General features: G+C 72.6%; 17 protein-coding genes and 1 tRNA gene. 11 read left to right on the top strand and 7 right to left on the bottom strand.

Annotated features, from left to right (window positions below; genetic code table 11):
• Window positions 1-9 precede the first annotated feature (9 nt).
• Entirely contained in the window at window positions 10-852 is an 843-nt protein-coding gene (locus tag ACFVVX_RS08595) for a polysaccharide deacetylase family protein (protein ID WP_387942881.1), read from the bottom strand.
• Between the two features lie 262 nt (window positions 853-1,114).
• Here ACFVVX_RS08595 and ACFVVX_RS08590 point away from each other — a divergent pair, with 262 nt between their 5' ends.
• A complete protein-coding gene (locus ACFVVX_RS08590; protein ID WP_387942879.1) occupies window positions 1,115-1,969 on the top strand; it encodes an SAM-dependent methyltransferase in 855 nt (284 codons plus the stop codon).
• Window positions 1,970-2,072: 103 nt separating this feature from the next.
• Here the strand turns inward: ACFVVX_RS08590 and ACFVVX_RS08585 are convergent, their stop codons facing one another.
• Window positions 2,073-2,942, bottom strand: a complete 870-nt coding sequence (locus ACFVVX_RS08585; RefSeq protein WP_387942877.1) for an Fpg/Nei family DNA glycosylase — start codon at window positions 2,940-2,942, stop codon at window positions 2,073-2,075.
• A gap of 192 nt (window positions 2,943-3,134) precedes the next feature.
• Between ACFVVX_RS08585 and ACFVVX_RS08580 the strand changes: the two genes are divergently transcribed.
• The 7 genes from ACFVVX_RS08580 to ACFVVX_RS08550 all read left to right on the top strand — a co-directional run bounded on the left by ACFVVX_RS08580 (window position 3,135) and on the right by ACFVVX_RS08550 (window position 9,044).
• Window positions 3,135-3,608 (top strand): SRPBCC family protein, encoded by a 474-nt coding sequence (locus tag ACFVVX_RS08580; RefSeq protein ID WP_387942875.1) that lies wholly within the window; start codon window positions 3,135-3,137, stop codon window positions 3,606-3,608.
• 86 nt (window positions 3,609-3,694) lie between these two features.
• Entirely contained in the window at window positions 3,695-4,363 is a 669-nt protein-coding gene (locus tag ACFVVX_RS08575; protein WP_387942873.1) for a hypothetical protein, read from the top strand.
• Between the two features lie 70 nt (window positions 4,364-4,433).
• Complete coding sequence (locus ACFVVX_RS08570; RefSeq protein WP_387942871.1) at window positions 4,434-5,237, top strand: DsbA family protein; 804 nt, start codon at window positions 4,434-4,436, stop codon at window positions 5,235-5,237.
• Window positions 5,234-5,836, top strand: a complete 603-nt coding sequence (locus tag ACFVVX_RS08565; RefSeq protein ID WP_387942869.1) for a vitamin K epoxide reductase family protein — start codon at window positions 5,234-5,236, stop codon at window positions 5,834-5,836. Before ACFVVX_RS08570 ends, ACFVVX_RS08565 begins: the two co-directional genes overlap by 4 nt.
• Before the next feature lie 138 nt (window positions 5,837-5,974).
• A tRNA-Met gene (locus ACFVVX_RS08560) sits at window positions 5,975-6,048 on the top strand.
• A gap of 408 nt (window positions 6,049-6,456) precedes the next feature.
• A complete protein-coding gene (locus ACFVVX_RS08555; protein ID WP_387942867.1) occupies window positions 6,457-6,921 on the top strand; it encodes a hypothetical protein in 465 nt (154 codons plus the stop codon).
• Complete coding sequence (locus ACFVVX_RS08550; RefSeq protein ID WP_387942865.1) at window positions 6,915-9,044, top strand: ribosome-inactivating family protein; 2,130 nt, start codon at window positions 6,915-6,917, stop codon at window positions 9,042-9,044. Before ACFVVX_RS08555 ends, ACFVVX_RS08550 begins: the two co-directional genes overlap by 7 nt.
• A gap of 130 nt (window positions 9,045-9,174) precedes the next feature.
• Here ACFVVX_RS08550 and ACFVVX_RS08545 read toward each other — a convergent pair whose 3' ends face one another.
• From ACFVVX_RS08545 to ACFVVX_RS08535, 3 genes are all read right to left on the bottom strand, one after another.
• The gene (locus tag ACFVVX_RS08545; RefSeq protein WP_387942863.1) at window positions 9,175-10,266 is read right to left on the bottom strand and encodes a CU044_5270 family protein; all 1,092 of its coding nucleotides are present in this window, start codon (window positions 10,264-10,266) and stop codon (window positions 9,175-9,177) included.
• Window positions 10,263-10,901, bottom strand: a complete 639-nt coding sequence (locus ACFVVX_RS08540) for an RNA polymerase sigma factor (protein WP_387942861.1) — start codon at window positions 10,899-10,901, stop codon at window positions 10,263-10,265. Before ACFVVX_RS08540 ends, ACFVVX_RS08545 begins: the two co-directional genes overlap by 4 nt.
• A 116-nt stretch (window positions 10,902-11,017) precedes the next feature.
• Window positions 11,018-12,016, bottom strand: a complete 999-nt coding sequence (locus ACFVVX_RS08535) for an adenosine deaminase (RefSeq protein WP_387942859.1) — start codon at window positions 12,014-12,016, stop codon at window positions 11,018-11,020.
• A gap of 282 nt (window positions 12,017-12,298) precedes the next feature.
• Here ACFVVX_RS08535 and ACFVVX_RS08530 point away from each other — a divergent pair, with 282 nt between their 5' ends.
• Together ACFVVX_RS08530 and ACFVVX_RS08525 are read left to right on the top strand one after the other, a co-directional pair.
• Window positions 12,299-12,580: a DUF6158 family protein gene (locus ACFVVX_RS08530; protein WP_387942857.1), complete on the top strand. Its 282-nt coding sequence runs from the start codon at window positions 12,299-12,301 to the stop codon at window positions 12,578-12,580.
• Window positions 12,581-12,703: 123 nt separating this feature from the next.
• The gene (locus ACFVVX_RS08525) at window positions 12,704-14,110 is read left to right on the top strand and encodes an NADP-dependent succinic semialdehyde dehydrogenase (RefSeq protein WP_387942855.1); all 1,407 of its coding nucleotides are present in this window, start codon (window positions 12,704-12,706) and stop codon (window positions 14,108-14,110) included.
• A 114-nt stretch (window positions 14,111-14,224) separates the two neighbouring features.
• Here ACFVVX_RS08525 and ACFVVX_RS08520 read toward each other — a convergent pair whose 3' ends face one another.
• On the bottom strand, window positions 14,225-14,506 hold the full coding sequence (locus tag ACFVVX_RS08520) for a hypothetical protein (RefSeq protein WP_387942853.1): 282 nt from the start codon (window positions 14,504-14,506) through the stop codon (window positions 14,225-14,227).
• Window positions 14,507-14,550: 44 nt separating this feature from the next.
• Entirely contained in the window at window positions 14,551-15,585 is a 1,035-nt protein-coding gene (locus ACFVVX_RS08515; protein WP_387942851.1) for a Ku protein, read from the bottom strand.
• 193 nt (window positions 15,586-15,778) lie between these two features.
• On the opposite strand from ACFVVX_RS08515, the gene ACFVVX_RS08510 reads away from it, so the two are divergent.
• Entirely contained in the window at window positions 15,779-16,003 is a 225-nt protein-coding gene (locus ACFVVX_RS08510; RefSeq protein ID WP_387942849.1) for a hypothetical protein, read from the top strand.
• Window positions 16,004-16,146: the final 143 nt, after the last annotated feature.

Below are 16,146 nucleotides of genomic sequence, written 5' to 3'. Positions count from 1 at the left end.
GCGCCCCCGTCACGACGGCGGAGCCGTGAAGCGGTAGCCCGAGTCGATCAGCACCGGCAGGTACGCCTTCAGGGCGGCCACCGTCTGCGAACGGTCCCCGCCGCCGTCGTGGTTGAGCACGATCGCACCCGGCCGGACGTCCTTCAGCACCCGGTCGGTGATCACCGTCGTCCCCGGCCGGGCCCAGTCCCGGGGGTCCACCGACCAGGCCATCGGCCGCATCCCCAGCCCGGCGGCCACCTTGAGCGAGCTCGAACCCCAGTCCCCGCCGGGCGCCCGGAACCAGGTCGGCGCCCGCCCGGTCGCCCGGTGGAGCAGGTCGGAGGTGCGTTCCAGTTCGTCGCGGACCTTCCCCTCGGACAACTCCCGCAGGTCGGGGTGGGTCCAGGTGTGGTTGGCGATGTGGTGGCCCCGGTCGGCGATCTCGCGGACCAGCGCGGGGTGCTCGGCCGCGTTCTCGCCGATCAGGAAGAAGGTGGCTCTGATCCCGTACTGCTGGAGCAGCGCCAGCACGATCGGCGTGTGCTTCGGATCCGGCCCGTCGTCGATGGTGAGGGCCACCACCCGCCGCGCGGCGTCCAGTTCGTAGACCGGCTTGCTCTCGGCCGCGGTCACCGCCCGAACCGCGGAGGGGGCGGCGGAGGACGCGGCGGCGGGCGCGGACGAGGAGGCGGGGGCGGAGGTGGGGGTCGGCGGGGCAGTGGAGGAGGGCACGGCGGCGGGTGCTCCGCCCGGGGCGGAGGCCGGTTCGGACCCCGTCGGGGCGCCCGGCGGCGCCTCCGGCGCGGCCTCGCCGTCACCACCGCCGCCACCCAGCGGGTTGCGGCAGCCGGCGGCCCCCAGGAGCGACATTCCGGCCGCGACCAGCAGCAATCTGCGCGAAGTAATCTGACGATCCGACAACATTCTTCATGCATCCCCCGCCCCGCCCACAGCGTCCCGCGGGCCACACCGACGGCCCTGATCACCACTCCGACGGCCCAGCCTCGCAGCCACCTCCGCGACCGCCTCCGCGACCGCCCCGGCACCGATCGACCACAACCGGACGGGACCGCTACGCTGGCCCCTCCAGCGTGACAACCAGTGTGATGATCTGTCTTTAGAGGACGTGGCCATGACGTCAAGTCAGGACTTCTCCGACCAGCCCGGGAACGACCCCGTCGAGCAGAGCCAGTGGGAACGTTTCGGCGTCGACACCAGCGCCCCCCACTCCGCACGCGTGTACGACTACTGGCTGGGCGGAAAGACCAACTTCCCGCCCGACCGCGCCATGGGACAGGCCATCGAACAGGCGATCCCCAGCATCAAGGCGATGGCCAAGGAGAACCGCGCCTTCCAGGGCCGCGCCGTCCGCTTCCTGGCCCAGGAGCAGGGCATCCGCCAGTTCCTCGACCTCGGCACCGGCATCCCCACCTCGCCGAACACCCACGAGATCGCCGAGGCCGTCAGCCCCGGCACCCGCGTGGTCTATGTGGACAACGACCCGATCGTGCTGGCCCACGCCCGCGCGCTGATGGTCAGCACCCCGGGCAGCCACACCACCTACATCCACGCCGACCTGGGCAAGCCCGCCGAGCTGTTCGCCGACCCGGCGCTGACCTCCACGCTGGACCTCGACCAGCCGGTCGGCCTGCTGCTGATCGCCGTGCTGATGCTGATCGCCGACCAGGACGACCCCTGGGCCAAGGTCGCCGAGCTGCGCGACGCGCTGCCGTCCGGCAGCTGCATCGCGCTCACCCACCCCACCCAGGACTTCGACCCGGAGGGCGTCGACAAGGTCGCCCAGGCCGCGCGCCAGGGCGGGATGACGCTGGTGCCGCGCAGCCGCGAGGAGGTCACCCGGTTCTTCGACGGCTGGGAGCTGATCGAGCCGGGCGTCTCCCCCGTCATGGCCTGGCGCCCGGACGGCGAGCCGCCCGCCGACCCGACCGCCGCCTACTACTGGGGCGCGGTCGCCCGCAAGAAGTAGCCGCCACCGGAGCCGGGGGAGGCACCCCCGGCTCCGGCCGCCGCCTCAGCCGCTTCGACTGCCTCGGCTGCCTCGGCTGCTTCAGCCACCTCGGCCACCTCGGCTACTTCAGCAGTCGCGACATCCGGCGGTCCGCGAGCGGCTTGCCCCCGGTCTGGCAGGTCGGGCAGTACTGCAGCGAGGAGTCCGCGAACGACACCTCCCGCACGGTGTCACCGCAGACCGGGCACGGCTGCCCGGTCCGGCCGTGCACCCGCAGGCCGCTCTTCTTCTCGGCCTTCAGCTCCCCCGCCGCCAGGCCCCGCGAGCGCTCGACCGCCTCCCGGAGCGTGCCGCCCAGCGCCTCGAACAGCCGGGCCGTCTCCTCCTCCGTCAGGGTCGACGCCACCTTGTACGGCGACATCCGCGCCGCGTGCAGCACCTCGTCCGAGTAGGCGTTGCCCACACCCGCCAGCACGCCCTGGTCCCGTAGGACGCCCTTCAGCCGGCGCCGCTCGCCGTGCAGCAGGGCGGTGAAGTCCGCCAGGGTGAAGCCCGGGTCCAGCGGGTCCGGACCGAGCCGGGCGACGCCGGGCACCTCGGCCGGATCCCGCACCACGTACACCGCGAGCCCCTTCTTGGTGCCCGCCTCGGTGAGGTCGAAGCCGTCGCCCGCCTCGCCGTCCAGGCGCACCCGCAGGGCGAGCGGGTTGCGCCCGCCCGGTCGCGGGGGCTCGACGGGGAGCTGTTCCTTCCACCGCAGCCAGCCGGCCCGGGCCAGGTGGATCACCAGGTGCAGGCCGCCGGCCTCGATGTCCAGGAACTTGCCGTGCCGGGTGACGGGGCCGACCGTCAGACCCTCCAGCGCCGTCGCCGGCGGGTCGTAGGTCTTGAGCGCGCTGATCGCCACCGGCTGGACCCTGGCGATCACCCGCCCGGTCAGCCGCTCGGACAGGAAGGCGCTGAGGGCCTCGACCTCGGGCAGCTCCGGCATGGGCCCAGTCTGTCGCAGCCCTCCACCATCCGCCCGCCGGCCGGCTCCGCCGCACGCCGCACCCCGCCCCGGCTCTCCCCGGCTCCCCTCCCCTGTCGTGCCCGCCTTTGCCCGCCGGTGCCCGAGAGGCGCAGGCTGGAGGATGTCCGGACGCGAGGATGTCCGGACGCGACGAGGAGGCTCCCACCCGCCATGAGCACGCTTGAGGAACAGATCGACATCGACGCCCCCGTCCTGGCCGCCTGGGAGCAGCTGCACCGCGTCCACGACTACCCGCAGTTCGTCGGCGGCGTGCGCAGCGCGTACCCGCACGGCCGCAACCTGGCGCACCTCGGGGTGGAGATCGACGGCGCCGAGCGGGACGTGGAGACCGAGATCACCGACCGCGGCCGGGGCCGGGTGATGTCCTGGCGCACCGGCGACGACCTCCGGCTCAGCGGGGCCTTCGCGCTGCGGGCGCTGGACCGAGCGCACACCCGGCTGCAGATCAGGCTGGAGTACGACCCGGACGCGGTGCACGAGGCCTTCGGCGGTCCGCGCGGTTTCGCCCTGGCCGGGGCGGTCGAGCGGGCGGTCCGGGCCGACCTGGAGCTCTTCCGGGGCCTGGTGGAGGCCCGGGTCGAGGCGTCGGCGGAGCCCGCCGACCCGCCGGTAGGGAGCGCATAAGCGCTGGTCAGGGCCATCGTGAGGATCTTCACAACGGACCTCCGACCCGATGGTTCGGGTTTCAACCTGTGGCAGACTCGGATGCCATGAACGACAGCCAGGCCGGCCCGGCCACCAGGACGCTCCGCGCGGCGGTCTTCGCCGCGCTGGTCGTGCTGCTCGCCGGGCTCGGCCAGGTGCTGGTCACCGGCCGGCCACTGCCGGTCGGCACGCTGTCGCTGGCCGGCGGCGCCGTCTTCGCGGTGGCGTTCGCGCTGGCGGGCGGCGAGCGCGGGTACGGGCGGATCGCGGCGGTCTTCCTGCCGCTGGAGCTCGGCCTCGCGGCCCTGTTCGACCTGGCCCAGACGACCTGCCCCTCGCTGCCGCCCGGCACCGCCCGCGGCTTCGAGCCGCTGCTCTGCGGCGGCGGCTCGCTCGGCGGTATCCTGCTGGGCCACGGCGCGTCCCGGGCCGTCGGGGTGCTGCTGCTCCTGGCCCTGCACTCCGCGATCGCGCTGGTCGGCGCCTTCTGGCTGCGCCGCGCCGACGCCGCCCTGACCGGACTGGCGCGGACCGTCCGCACGCTGCGCGAGTTCGGCCGGCACTTCCTGCCCGCCGCCGCGCGCTGGCTGCTGCTGCTCGCCGCGCCCGTCCCGGCCCGTCCGCTCGCCCGGGTGCCCTTCCCGCGGGCCAGCCGTGAACGGGTGCCCGCCGAGGACGTCCTGCTCCGCCCCACCGTCCGGCGTGGTCCGCCGGTGCTCGCCCCGGCCTGCTGAGAACGCGTTCCCTCTCGGCCGGCCCCGCGCCCGCACCGTTTCGCACCGAGAGCACAGGACGACACCCACCATGAGCAACTCCTCCCCCCGTACCGGCAGGAACGCCGCCCGCCGCGCCGCCACCGAGCGGCTGCGCGAGGAGCGCGCACGCGCCGAGCGCTCCGCGAAGATCCGCCGCCGGACGATCGTCGGCGCCGCCTCCGCCGCCGTGCTCGCCCTCGCGGCGGGCGTGGCCTTCGCCGTCGGCGGCTCCTCCGGATCCGGCGACGCCGCCGCGAACGGCCCGCTGGTCGTCCCCGCCAACGCGAGCGGCGCGGACGGCACCGTGATCACCTACGGCAAGGCCGACGCCCCGCACACCCTGGAGATCTACGAGGACTTCCGCTGCCCGTACTGCGAGCAGCTGGAGACCACCAACGGCAAGACCATCCAGCAGCTGGCCGATGCCGGCACGTACAAGATCGAGTACCACCTGGCGACGTTCCTGGACAAGGGCCTCGGCGGCAAGGGCTCGCGCACGGCGCTGGCCGCGGCGGGTGCCGCGCTGAACGAGGGCGTCGACAAGTTCAAGCAGTTCCACGACGTGCTGTACGCCAACCAGCCGGACGAGCGCAACGACGGCTTCGCCGACACCGGCCGGCTGCTCGACCTCGCCGGGCAGGTCCCCGGCCTGAAGACCGACGCCTTCGTCAAGGCCGTGCAGGACGGCACCTACGCGCCGTGGGCGAACCAGGTGGACAAGGCCTTCGACAAGAGCGGTGTCACCGGCACCCCGACCGTCAGGCTGGACGGCACCAAGCTGGAGGTCTTCGGCAACGGCGCGCCCGTCAGCCCCGAGCAGTTCACCGCCATGGTCAAGAAGGTGACCGGGTGACGGCCCCCGTCGCCGCGCCGCCGCGCCGGTTCGCCGTCCTGCTGCTGATCACCGGCGGCCTCGGACTGTTCGCCTCGATCGTCCTCACCCTGGACAAGATCAAGCTCCTCCAGGACCCGTCCTACGTCCCCAACTGCAACATCAACCCGATCATCAGCTGCGGTTCGATCATGCGCAGCGACCAGGCCGAGGCCTTCGGCTTCCCCAACTCGCTGCTCGGCCTGATCGGCTTCGCGGTCGTCCTCGCCATCGGCGCCGGGCTGCTGGCCGGGGCCTCGTACCGCCGCTGGTTCTGGCTCGGCCTCCAGGCCGGGACGCTCTTCGGCACCGGCTTCGTCAGCTGGCTGATGTACCAGGCGCTGTACCGGATCGGTGCGCTCTGCCCCTACTGCATGGTGGTGTGGGCGGCCATGATCCCGCTGTTCTGGTACACCACCCTGCACAACCTGCGCACCGGCGTCATCCCGACCCCGCGCTCACTGCGCCCGGCGGTCCGGGAGATCGCCCGCTACCACTGGGTGGTACCGGCGCTCTGGTACGCGGTGATCGCACTGCTGATCCTCAACCGTTTCTGGTACTACTGGCGCACCCTGCTCTGACCCGCTCCGGCGGACGGGAATCCTCGGAGACGGCGATGGTGCATGGTGGCGTGCCGGGCGCTGTGGTGCGCGGGTTCTGCCGGGCGAGGTATCGCGTTTCTCCTGCGGGCTGCGATGGCGTACAGTCGGGTCTACCGACGCGGGGTGGAGCAGCTCGGTAGCTCGCTGGGCTCATAACCCAGAGGTCGCAGGTTCAAATCCTGTCCCCGCTACGACGAAGGCCCGGGGCCGCGCAGAGTGTGCGCGGCGCCGGGCCTTGTGCGTTGTCGGCCGATGCCGGTGTCAGCCTCAGCGCCCTGGTACTGGACGGTGTGCGCGGCCTGTTCGGGGTGCCGTGCAGAACCGGGTGACGGGTGGCGGAGGGTGCCCGATCAGCCATGGGCGGGTGCCCGGAGAGTCATTGCGGGCAACGAACGGGCCCTGGTGTGATGTTCCCGCCCTAAGCGACCGCGCCCTCGGAATCCCTCGCCGAACCCGACGCCCCGCACAGGGTTTTGTTTCTGATCCCGATTGTTCGCGATTTCGCGAATTCAGAGAGAAGACTCTCCGTGAAGCCCTTTCGAGGAAAACTCAGAAAATCCCTCCCCGTCATCACTGCGATATTCTGCACGGTTGGCGTGATGCTCGGGGCCCAGTACCTCACCTCGGCCGAGAACGGCACGCCGGGCCCCGAAGGCCGGCGGATGACCGCCGCCGCCGGGGGGACGGCCACCGTCGGCTTCCACCTGCTGGACGCGGCGTGGACCACGGCGGACATCATCGAGAAGGGGATCCACCCCTTCAATCCCGCCGACACCGGCCTGGTGGTCATGTACCTCGCGCCGCCCGGACGGAACCCGAAGGCCAACAACGACTGGGTGGGGATCTACAAGCAGGGGCAGCTGAACAGCTCCGCCCGCATCGACTGGGACTACGTGTGCCCGAACGACGAGGCGCGCTGCGCCTCGTTCGGCGCCGCGGTGATTCCCGCGGGCGACAACGGGATGCAGTCCGGGCAGACCTACACGGTGGCGTACTGGGAGGGCGGGAAGACCGAGTCCAACAGCGCGCCGCTCGCGACTCTCGAGTACGTGGTCCCGTGGTAGGCACGACGGTCGGCGCAGCTGCGCCGCGGCTGCGTCCGGGCGGCAACATCCTGGTGCGCTGGCTGCTCCTGCTGGCCCTTCCGCTGACGCTGACCGTCAGCGTCCTCGATCGCCCCGCCCATGCCGCGCCGGACCCGGAGACGACGAGGCGCGGCATGTACGCGATGTCGTACTGGGACGTCGTCAACCGGATCCGGGAGGGGATGTACGACGACCACACCCCCTCCACCTCGCGATCCGGACAGGCGAGCGTCTCACCTCGCCTGCTGTCGGCGGGAGGAATGGCGAGGGTCTCGGTCAGAAACCTCGGCTATCAGTACGACGAGGACGTGGAGCTGGTCTTCAACAGGACCAATGTCTACATGATGGGCTTCTATCGCCCGGCCACGGACACGTTCTTCTACTTCCACAACCTCAATCCACTGCAGATGGATTTCAACTCGGCCTTCGGGCGTGCCCCGGCGACCCTGGTGCGCCTCGACCACGGCGACACCTATGCCAACATGGGCCCCGAACCGGGCCCCGACGGAATTCGTCCGAATCCCTTCAACTTCAGCCTGGACGAGTGGACCCTGCGCGGCGCGGTCTCACGGATCGCCGACCGGCAGTCGACGAACCCCGCCGCCTTCAGGAACGATCTCCTGATCCTTGCCACCGCCCTCCCGGAGGCGGCCCGGAACAGAATGATCGAGACCACGGTCCGCCGAACGTTCCTGACCGGCGGTCAGATGTTCATGGCCGACCACCAGTCGGTCATCCAGGGCTGGTCCGCCCTCAGCGGCGGCTATCTGACCGGGGCCGACTACACGTTGGACGCGGGCTCCAACCACGCGCAGCTCTTCACGGCGGATACGCTCAGGAACATCCTCGCGCTCATCCTGACCCGCCACCTTCCCTCGTCCGGCCTGTGCTCGCCGGATCCGGCCGTCCCGAGTACACCGGCCGAGGCCGAACTGTGCCCCGGGTCCGTCGTGGACAACGCGCCGGGATCGTCCATGAACGCGGCGTTCGGCTCCCTCGCCGCGGCGCAGGACAAGTACCTCGCGCTGGGCATGACGGTGCCCCAGAGCTACACCGGCGGCCATTTCGCCCCCGGTGCCGAGTTCGGCCCCGACGGCTACCAGGCTTCGTTCACCTACGACAACGCCGTCATCATCACCTCCATGCTGCAGAAGGGCAGCCGGGACCTCAAGCGGGCGAAGCGGCTCGGCGAGAGCCTGCTCTACGCCCAGGATCACGACATCGTGCCCGACGGCAGGATCCGGGCCTCCTACGAGCCCAACCCCTTCGTCACCAGCACCGGCAACCCGTACGTGGGCAGCTTCTCCGTCTACACCGGCAACATGGCCTGGGCCGGCATGGCGTTCTCGCGCCTGTACAGGGAGACCGGCGAGCAGCGTTTCCTCGACGGTGCGCTGAAGGCCGCGAACTGGATCCAGACCAATGCCGCCGACACCCGGGGGCTCGGCGGGTACACCGGCGGCTACGTCGACAACACCGGCACCGGCGCCGAGATGATCCGTCGTGAGTGGAAGGCGACGGAGCACAACATCGACGTGGGCGCGTTCTTCGCGATGCTCGCACAGCTCACCGGCGACCAGGCCTGGAAGTCCCGCTCGGACAACGCATTCGCCTTCGTGCGCGGGATGCAGGCCGACGACGGGCGTCTGTGGACCGGCACCGGAACCGACGGTGTCACCCAGAACCGCGACAGCGTCCCCGAGGACGTCCAGACCTGGAGCTATCTGGCCACCCTGGACCCGGTCTTCTCCCGCTCGGTGGACTGGGCGGCGACCAACCTGGCCGCCACCGACGGCCCCTTCCAGGGCGTCAGCTTCGCCAAGGCCGACACCTCCAAGGTCTGGTTCGAGGGCACCGCGCACCTCCTCGCCGCCTACCACGCCCGGCAGGCCGTCGGCGACGACGCGAAGGCGGCCGTCCTCCAGAAGACCCTGAAGGACGCCCAGTCCATGGCACCCAACGCCGACGGCTCCTCGATCGTCGCCGCCTCCAGCGACGGCCTGACAACCGGGGAGGGCGACATCTACTACGCCGCCCCGCACACCGGAGCCACGGCCTGGTACCTGATCGCCGGTCAGGGAGGCAACCCCTTCCGCCTATGACGACCGTCCGCGACCGGGCGCGACCGGGCGGCGCCCCGGCCGGCCTGCACCGGTCCGGCCTGGTCCGGCCCGGCCTGGTCCGGCCCGGTCCGCGGGGCAACAGCCCTGCGGACCGGGCCGGTTCGGCCGGTCAGGCGTTGGCCTCGCCCGCCCGGGGGCGCTGGCCCTTCGCGTCGACGACGGCGCGCTCGACGACGGTGGTGCGCTCGACGACGGTGCCCGGCTGGATGCCGTCCTGCGCGGTGACCTGGACGCCGCGGCTGCCGAGGTACTGGTAGGTGGTGCGGTCGAAGATCCACTCGATGCGCTCGCCGGTCTGCGGATCGAGGCGGGCCAGGGCGATGCCGTCGCGGCCCGCGCCGTCCTGGGAGTGCTCGACCACGACGACGCCGGGGATCTCGCCGGCCGCCTGGTAGAGCGGGGCGGCGAGCTGGGCCGGGACGAGCTGCTCGCCGATGATGGCGCCGATCTCGTTGAACGCCTGCTGGTCGCGGTCGCGGGGGCCGCTGACCGTGCCGTACACGGCCTTCAGCAGCTGCCCGGCGTCCGCGGGCTGCTCCGCGAGCCACTGGTAGGTCAGGTGGTTCGGCCGGCTGTCGCTGTCGAGGGTGATGCCGCCTTCGTCCTGGTAACCGGGCTCGTCCAGCCAGCCCTTGGAGCCGTCGGGGGACTTCCACACCTCCCGGGTGTGCAGCGGCTGGACCCAGGTGGTGATGGTGCCGGCATCGGCGTCGTGGCGGGTGGAGACCCAGGAGACCTGGCGCTTGACGTAGATGAACTGGCCCGGCTTCGGCTGCGGCGTGCCGTTGGCCTGCGCGGCCGCGGCGATCGCCCGGACGGTGGAGGCGAGTTGGACGGTGCTTCCGGCCTCCACCTGCACCACGGGGGCCTTGACCGGGCGCGGTTCGCGCTGCCCGGCGGGGCCCGGCGTGCCGGCGAGGGCGACGACGGCCGCGAGGGCGGCGGCCGCGGCGACGGGTGTCCCGAAGAACACGGCCCGCCGCAGCGGGCGGCGCGCCGGGGCGGGTGCGGAGGCGGCGGCGGGTGCGGAGACAGGTGCGGAGGCGGTGTCCGGGTGGGTCCGGTGGACCTCGTCCATGAAGTGCTCCTCAAGCAGCAGGAGGCGCTCGGGCGCCACGTGCGGATCGGCAGGTGCGGGGAGCAGACGGGCCAGCTCCGCGTGGTCCAGCGGTTCGTCGCGCCGCTGCGTGTTGCGGATCATCGGTACGTCTCCTCGTGCGACCTGGCCGCAGGGATGCGGCTGCTCTGTGTTTGTCCGGAGGGCGGGGCCGGTTCCGTTTTTCCGCGTGCGGTGCGCAGTTCCTCGTCGGCGAGCTTGCGCAGCCTGGTGCGGGCGCGCGAGAGGCGGGAGCGGATGGTGCCGATCGGCACGCCGAGGGCCGCGGCCGCCTCGGCGTAGCCGAGCCCGGACCAGACGCACAGCGCGAACACCTCGCGCTCGGACCGCCGCAGGCGCGCCAGCGCCCGCTGGGCGGCGGCCAGTTGCTCGGAGTCGGCCATCCGGCCCACGAGTTCGTCGGCGAAGTCCGGGACGGCATCGTTCGCGGGCAGCCGCGCCATGGCGCCGGCGTGGCGCCGGGCGGCGCGGGTGGCGTTGCGCAGCACGTTCACGGCGATGCCCATGAGCCAGGGGCGCGGACTGTCGCCCTCGTCGCGGAGCTTGCCGCGCAGTCGCCAGGCCTCCAGGAAGGTCAGCGAGACGACGTCCTCGGCGAGCGCCCAGTCCCCGGTCACGCGCACCGCGTGCCGGTGGACCAGCCGGGCGTGGTCGCGGAACAGTTCACGGAATGCTTCGGGCTCCCCGGCACGGAGCCGGTCGTGCAGTGGATGGTTCACGTCATTCCATTGTCCGGGGAGCGGTGGCGGGTTCCCGTGATGTGGATCACTCGCCGCAGCGGGGAGGCGCGGCCGTGCCCGCGCCTCCCCGCTCGGGGCCGTCGACTCCCGGGGGGTCAGCCGCGGGCGGGCCCGAACTCGTGGGCGGCGACCTCCGCGAGCAGCCGGGCGCGGCGGGGCTCGTCCAGGAAGGCGGCGCGGAAGGAGTTGGCGGCGAGCAGGCGCAGCGTGGGCTCGTCCAGTGCCATGGCCTGCTGCACCGCGCGGAAGTTGTCGTCCACGTAGCCGCCGAAGTACGCGGGGTCGTCGGAGTTGACGGTGACCAGCAGCCCGGCGTCCAGCATGGTGCGCAGCGGGTGGTCGGCGAGGGTGTCGATGCAGCGCAGCCGCACGTTGGAGAGCGGACAGAGGGTGAGCGGGATCTGCTCGCGGACGAGCCGGGCGACGAGCTGCTCGTCCTCCAGGCAGCGCAGGCCGTGGTCGATGCGCTCGACGCCGAGGACGTCCAGCGCCTCGGTGATGTAGGCGGCCGGTCCCTCCTCGCCCGCGTGGGCGACGCGCCGCAGGCCGGCGGCCGCGGCCCGCCGGTACACCTCGCGGAACTTCGCGGGCGGGTTGCCGACCTCCGCCGAGTCGAGGCCGATGCCCGCGATCCGGTCGAAGTACGGGCGGGCGGCCTCGAAGGTCTCCAGGGCGGACTCGGCCGACTCGTCCCGCAGGAAGCACATGATCAGCTGGGTGCTGATCCCGTACCGCTCCTCACTGCGCGCGAGGGCCCGGGTGAGCCCGTCCACCACCGTGCCCAGCGGCACCCCGCGCGCGGTGTGCGCCTGCGGGTCGAAGAAGATCTCGGCGTGCCGCACGCCCTGCTCGGCCGCCCGCGCGAGGTAGGCGTCGGCGAGGTCCGCGAAGTCCTCCTCGGTGCGCAGTACGGCCATCAGCGCGTAGTACAGGTCCAGGAAGGACTGGAGGTCGCTGAAGGAGTAGGCGCGGCGCAGCTCCTCGGTATCGGCGTACGGGAGGGTGATCCCGTTCCGGGCGGCGAGGGCGAAGGCGAGCTCGGGCTCGAGGGTGCCTTCGATGTGGAGGTGGAGTTCGGCCTTGGGCAGCGGCATGGGGGGTCTTCTCGGTTCCGGGGTCGTAGGAGGAAGGTCGATAAATCATCCTATGACCTGATCCACTTGCCCCACCGGCAGCTCCCGCCCCCGCCCGACCGGCCCCGCTCGACCGCCCCCGCCGCCGACCCCCGCGCTGCACCGTCGGCCGGGCGCCGCGGCACCCGGGCAGCGGTCGCAGCAGTCGGTGGCGCGGGCGGGCCGGGGCGGCGAGCATGGGTGTATCGCAGCGCACGGGGGGCACCGGGAAGGCGGGGGGCTTCCGCCGAGGAGGTAACGGACATGCGGCACCCCGACGCTCCGCACAGCAGGCCCGAGGGCATCTCCCCGCACGCCCTGGGCAACGACGTCCTGCTGCACGAGCTGGAGCAGCTGCACCGGACGCGGCACGAGACGTTCCTGTACGGCTCGGAGGACGCGTTGAAGCGGCACACCCTGCGGACCGGGCAGCTGGAGGCGGAGTACCTGCACCGGTTCCCGAACCGGCAGATCACGGCTGCCCGGACGCGGGCGGGTGCCCGGGCCCGGGAGGCGGCGGCCCGGGTGGAGTCGCTGCCCGAGTAGGGCGCGGCGGCGGGGCCGCCCGGCGGGACACGCCGGGCGGCTCCGGCGTGCCCGGGGAGTGGTTGTCGGAGAGGGTGGGGAAGAAGGAAGAACCCCCGATCCCGACCACCCCTGGGAGCCCCGATGCCCATCGCCAGCATCAATCCCGCGACCGGCGAGACCCTGCAGCCCTTCGAGCCGCTGGACGCCGCCGGAATCGAAGAGCGGCTGGCCCGCGCCGAGGCCGCCTTCCACGCGTACCGCACCACCTCCTTCGCGCACCGGGCGGCGCTGCTGCACCGGGCGGCCGACCTGCTGGACGGGGATCTGGAGGCCCTCGCCCGCACGATGACCGAGGAGATGGGCAAGCCGCTGGCCGCCGCCCGCGCCGAGGCCGCCAAGTGTGCGAAGGCGATGCGCTGGTACGCCGACAACGCCGAGGCCCTGCTCGCGGACGAGCACCCGAGCCCGGCCGACGTCGCAGACTCCGGCGCCGTCCGCGCCTACGTCCGCTACCGGCCGATCGGCGTCGTGCTCGCCGTGATGCCGTGGAACTTCCCGTTCTGGCAGGTGGTCCGGTTCGCCGCGCCCGCGCTGATGGCGGGCAACGTGGGGCTGCTGAAGCACGCGTCGAACGTGCCGCGCACGGCGGTGGCGCTGGAGCAGCTGTTCCACCGGGCCGGGTTCCCGGCCGGCTGCTTCCAGACCCTGCTGATCGGCTCGGGCGCCGTCGAGGCGGTGGTCCGCGACCCGCGGGTGGCCGCGGTGACCCTCACCGGCAGCGAGCCGGCCGGGCGGGCGGTGGCCTCGGCCGCGGCGGACGAGGTGAAGAAGGCCGTCCTGGAGCTGGGCGGCAGCGACCCCTTCGTCGTCCTGCCCAGCGCCGACCTGGACGCGGCCGTCCGCACCGCCGTCCGGGCCCGGGCGCAGAACAACGGCCAGTCCTGCATCGCCGCCAAGCGCTTCATCGTGCACGCCGACGTGTACGAGCGGTTCACCGCCGCATTCGCCGCGGCGATGGGCGCGCTGCGGGTCGGCGACCCGATGGACGAGGCGACGGAGGTCGGCCCGCTCGCCAGCCGCCAGGGCCGGGACGAGCTGGCGGAGCTGGTCGAGGACGCGCGGGCGCACGGCGCCCGGGTGGAGTGCGGCGGCGGCCGGCCGGACGGGCTCCCGGAGCACCTGGCCGCCGGGTGGTTCTACCAGCCGACCGTGCTGACCGGCATCACCCCGGCGATGCGGATCCACCTGGAGGAGACCTTCGGCCCGGTCGCCACCGTGTACCCGGCGGCGGACCTGGACGAGGCGGTGGCGCTCGCCAACAACACGCCGTTCGGGCTCAGCTCCAACGTCTGGACGACCGACGAGGCCGAGCAGGAGCGCTTCGTCCGGGACATCCAGGCGGGTGGCGTGTTCTTCAACGGCATGACGGCCTCGCACCCGGCGCTGCCGTTCGGCGGCGTCAAGCGCTCGGGGTTCGGGCGTGAGCTGTCCGGGCACGGCATCCGGGAGTTCTGCAACATCACCACGGTGTGGCTCGGGCCGTCCTGAACGACCCCCGCCGGGCGGGAGGGCGGACCCGGAGCGGGAACGGCCTCCCGCCCGGCGGGGACGGGAGAGAGCGAGAGATGGGACGGGAAAGGGCGACGGGAAGGGGCGGGGAGGTCAGGCCGCCACGCGGTGCCGGCCCCGGCCGGGCGTCACCCAGCGGGCGATCACCCCGATCAGGGCCACCAGGGTCACGGCCCACACGATGCTGAACACCACCAGCACCGGCAGCAGGGTGATCTGGGCGGCGGCCATGCCCAGGCCGAGCGAGAGCGCCAGCAGGAACAGGACGGTCGTCGGGCCCACACTCAGCAGGCCGTGCCAGGCGCGGTGCGCCCAGCCGGGGTGTTCCGGCGCGTCGGGGCCGGTGTCGAGCTCCTTGTAGGTCAGCAGGTCCATCGGGATCGCCTCCAGGCTTCCGAGGGGTGGCGGGCCGTCGCCGCTCACGAGGCGGTGCGGTGAGCGGCGGACTTCTTGGCGGTGGTGGTCTTCCGGGCGGTGCTCTTCTTCTCGGTGGCGGCCTTGGCCGTGGCGGTCCCGGCCTTGGCCGTCGCGGTCTTCTTGGCGGGTGCGGCCTTCTTGGCGGCGGCACGCTTGCGGGGGGCCGGCTGCTCGGGCTCCTCCTCCGCGGCTCCGGGCCCGGCCGCCTCGGCGTCGGGCTCGGGCTCGGACTCGGACCTGGTTCCGGCGGACCGGCGGCGGCCGCCCTTGGCCTCCTTGAGGCTGCTGCGCAGCGCCTCCATCAGGTCGATGACGTTGTCCGGCGCCTCGCCCGCGTCCTCCTCGTGGGGCACCTCGACGCCCTGCAGCCGAGCCTCGATGACCTGCTGCAGCGCCTGCTGGTAGTCGTCGTGGAGCTGGGCGAGGTCGAAGTCCTCGGAGAGGGTGTCCATCAGCGACCGCGCCATCTTCAGCTCCTGCGGCCGGACGACGACCTCCTCCTCGGGGGCGATGCCGGCCGCCGGGCGGACCTCGTCGGGCCAGATGCAGGTCTGCAGGACGAGGGTGCCGTCGTGCACCCGCAGCACGGCCGGGGACTCCCTGGTCCGCAGCGCGATCTTGGTGACGGCGATCTGCCCGGACGCGGTGAGCGCGTCCCGCAGCAGCGCGTACGGCTTGGCGGCGGCCTTGTCGGCCACGCCGACGTAGTACGCCTTGGAGAACATCAACGGATCGATCTCGGACGCGTCCACGAACGCCAGCACGTCGATGATCTTCTTGCTGGGCAGCGGCAGGTCGGCGAGGTCCTGGTCGCTCAGGGTGACGGTCCGGCCGTCGGGCGACTCGTAGCCCTTGGCGATCTCCGCGTACGGGACCTCCTTCTCCTCCTGCTCGCAGTACCGCTTCATCCGCACCCGGCCGCCGTCCTTGGCGTGCACCTGGTGCAGCGGGACGTCGTGCTCCTGGGTCGCGGAGTACAGGTGAACGGGGATGCTGACCAGCCCGAAGCTGATCGTCCCCTTCCAGGTGGTCTGCATGGGGTCGCCCCTTCCCGGAGGTCCCCCTACCGGAGATCTCCCACTCTGCCCGGATTAACCCCGATCGGCCACACGATCGCACCCCGGCCGGTCCGGGAGGAGGCCGTGCCGGTCCGGGGGAGGCCGCACTGCTCCGGGAGGAGCCCCGGCCGGTCCGGGAGGAGAATGCGGAGCGAACGAGGAGGTGGCGGCGGTGTCCGGATCCGACCCCCGGCGCGACTGCGCTCCCCCGCCCGCGTGGACGGCCTACCGCGTCACCTACACCGTGGCCGGCCGGGCCGGCGTACGGCGCGCGGACGTCACGCTGGTGCCCGGGTACTCGCAGGAGAGCGACATCCCGCGGATCCTGGCCGCCCGGCTGACCGGGCGGCCCGCGGACGGGCGCCGGATCGTGCTGCTCGACGTGCGCGCGCTCTAGGCCCTGTCCGGCCGAGCGGCGCCGGACCGCCCCGAACGGACCACGGGCGACGTGTCCCCGCCGGTTGGGACATTTCACCACCTAGCATCAGGTTTCGATCATTCCGCCCAGTGCTGGGTGACTGCCCGTCAACTCCACGCCCC

The sequence above is a fragment of the Kitasatospora sp. NPDC058170 genome, from assembly GCF_042883905.1.
Classification (GTDB): Bacteria; Actinomycetota; Actinomycetes; order Streptomycetales; family Streptomycetaceae; genus Kitasatospora.
This window is presented reverse-complemented; position numbering and strand designations above follow the sequence as displayed.

Excerpts from the sequence above, each read along its gene's own strand:
- ACFVVX_RS08580 (WP_387942875.1), top strand. The coding sequence starts at position 3,135 with ATGAGCACGCTTGAGGAACAGATCGACATCGACGCCCCCGTCCTGGCC.
- ACFVVX_RS08585 (WP_387942877.1), bottom strand. The coding sequence starts at position 2,942 with ATGCCGGAGCTGCCCGAGGTCGAGGCCCTCAGCGCCTTCCTGTCCGAG.
- ACFVVX_RS08525 (WP_387942855.1), top strand. The coding sequence starts at position 12,704 with ATGCCCATCGCCAGCATCAATCCCGCGACCGGCGAGACCCTGCAGCCC.
- ACFVVX_RS08515 (WP_387942851.1), bottom strand. The coding sequence starts at position 15,585 with ATGCAGACCACCTGGAAGGGGACGATCAGCTTCGGGCTGGTCAGCATC.
- ACFVVX_RS08555 (WP_387942867.1), top strand. The coding sequence starts at position 6,457 with ATGCTCGGGGCCCAGTACCTCACCTCGGCCGAGAACGGCACGCCGGGC.
- ACFVVX_RS08535 (WP_387942859.1), bottom strand. The coding sequence starts at position 12,016 with ATGCCGCTGCCCAAGGCCGAACTCCACCTCCACATCGAAGGCACCCTC.
- ACFVVX_RS08530 (WP_387942857.1), top strand. The coding sequence starts at position 12,299 with ATGCGGCACCCCGACGCTCCGCACAGCAGGCCCGAGGGCATCTCCCCG.
- ACFVVX_RS08520 (WP_387942853.1), bottom strand. The coding sequence starts at position 14,506 with ATGGACCTGCTGACCTACAAGGAGCTCGACACCGGCCCCGACGCGCCG.
- ACFVVX_RS08570 (WP_387942871.1), top strand. The coding sequence starts at position 4,434 with ATGAGCAACTCCTCCCCCCGTACCGGCAGGAACGCCGCCCGCCGCGCC.
- ACFVVX_RS08595 (WP_387942881.1), bottom strand. The coding sequence starts at position 852 with ATGTCGCTCCTGGGGGCCGCCGGCTGCCGCAACCCGCTGGGTGGCGGC.
- ACFVVX_RS08590 (WP_387942879.1), top strand. The coding sequence starts at position 1,115 with ATGACGTCAAGTCAGGACTTCTCCGACCAGCCCGGGAACGACCCCGTC.
- ACFVVX_RS08545 (WP_387942863.1), bottom strand. The coding sequence starts at position 10,266 with ATGATCCGCAACACGCAGCGGCGCGACGAACCGCTGGACCACGCGGAG.
- ACFVVX_RS08575 (WP_387942873.1), top strand. The coding sequence starts at position 3,695 with ATGAACGACAGCCAGGCCGGCCCGGCCACCAGGACGCTCCGCGCGGCG.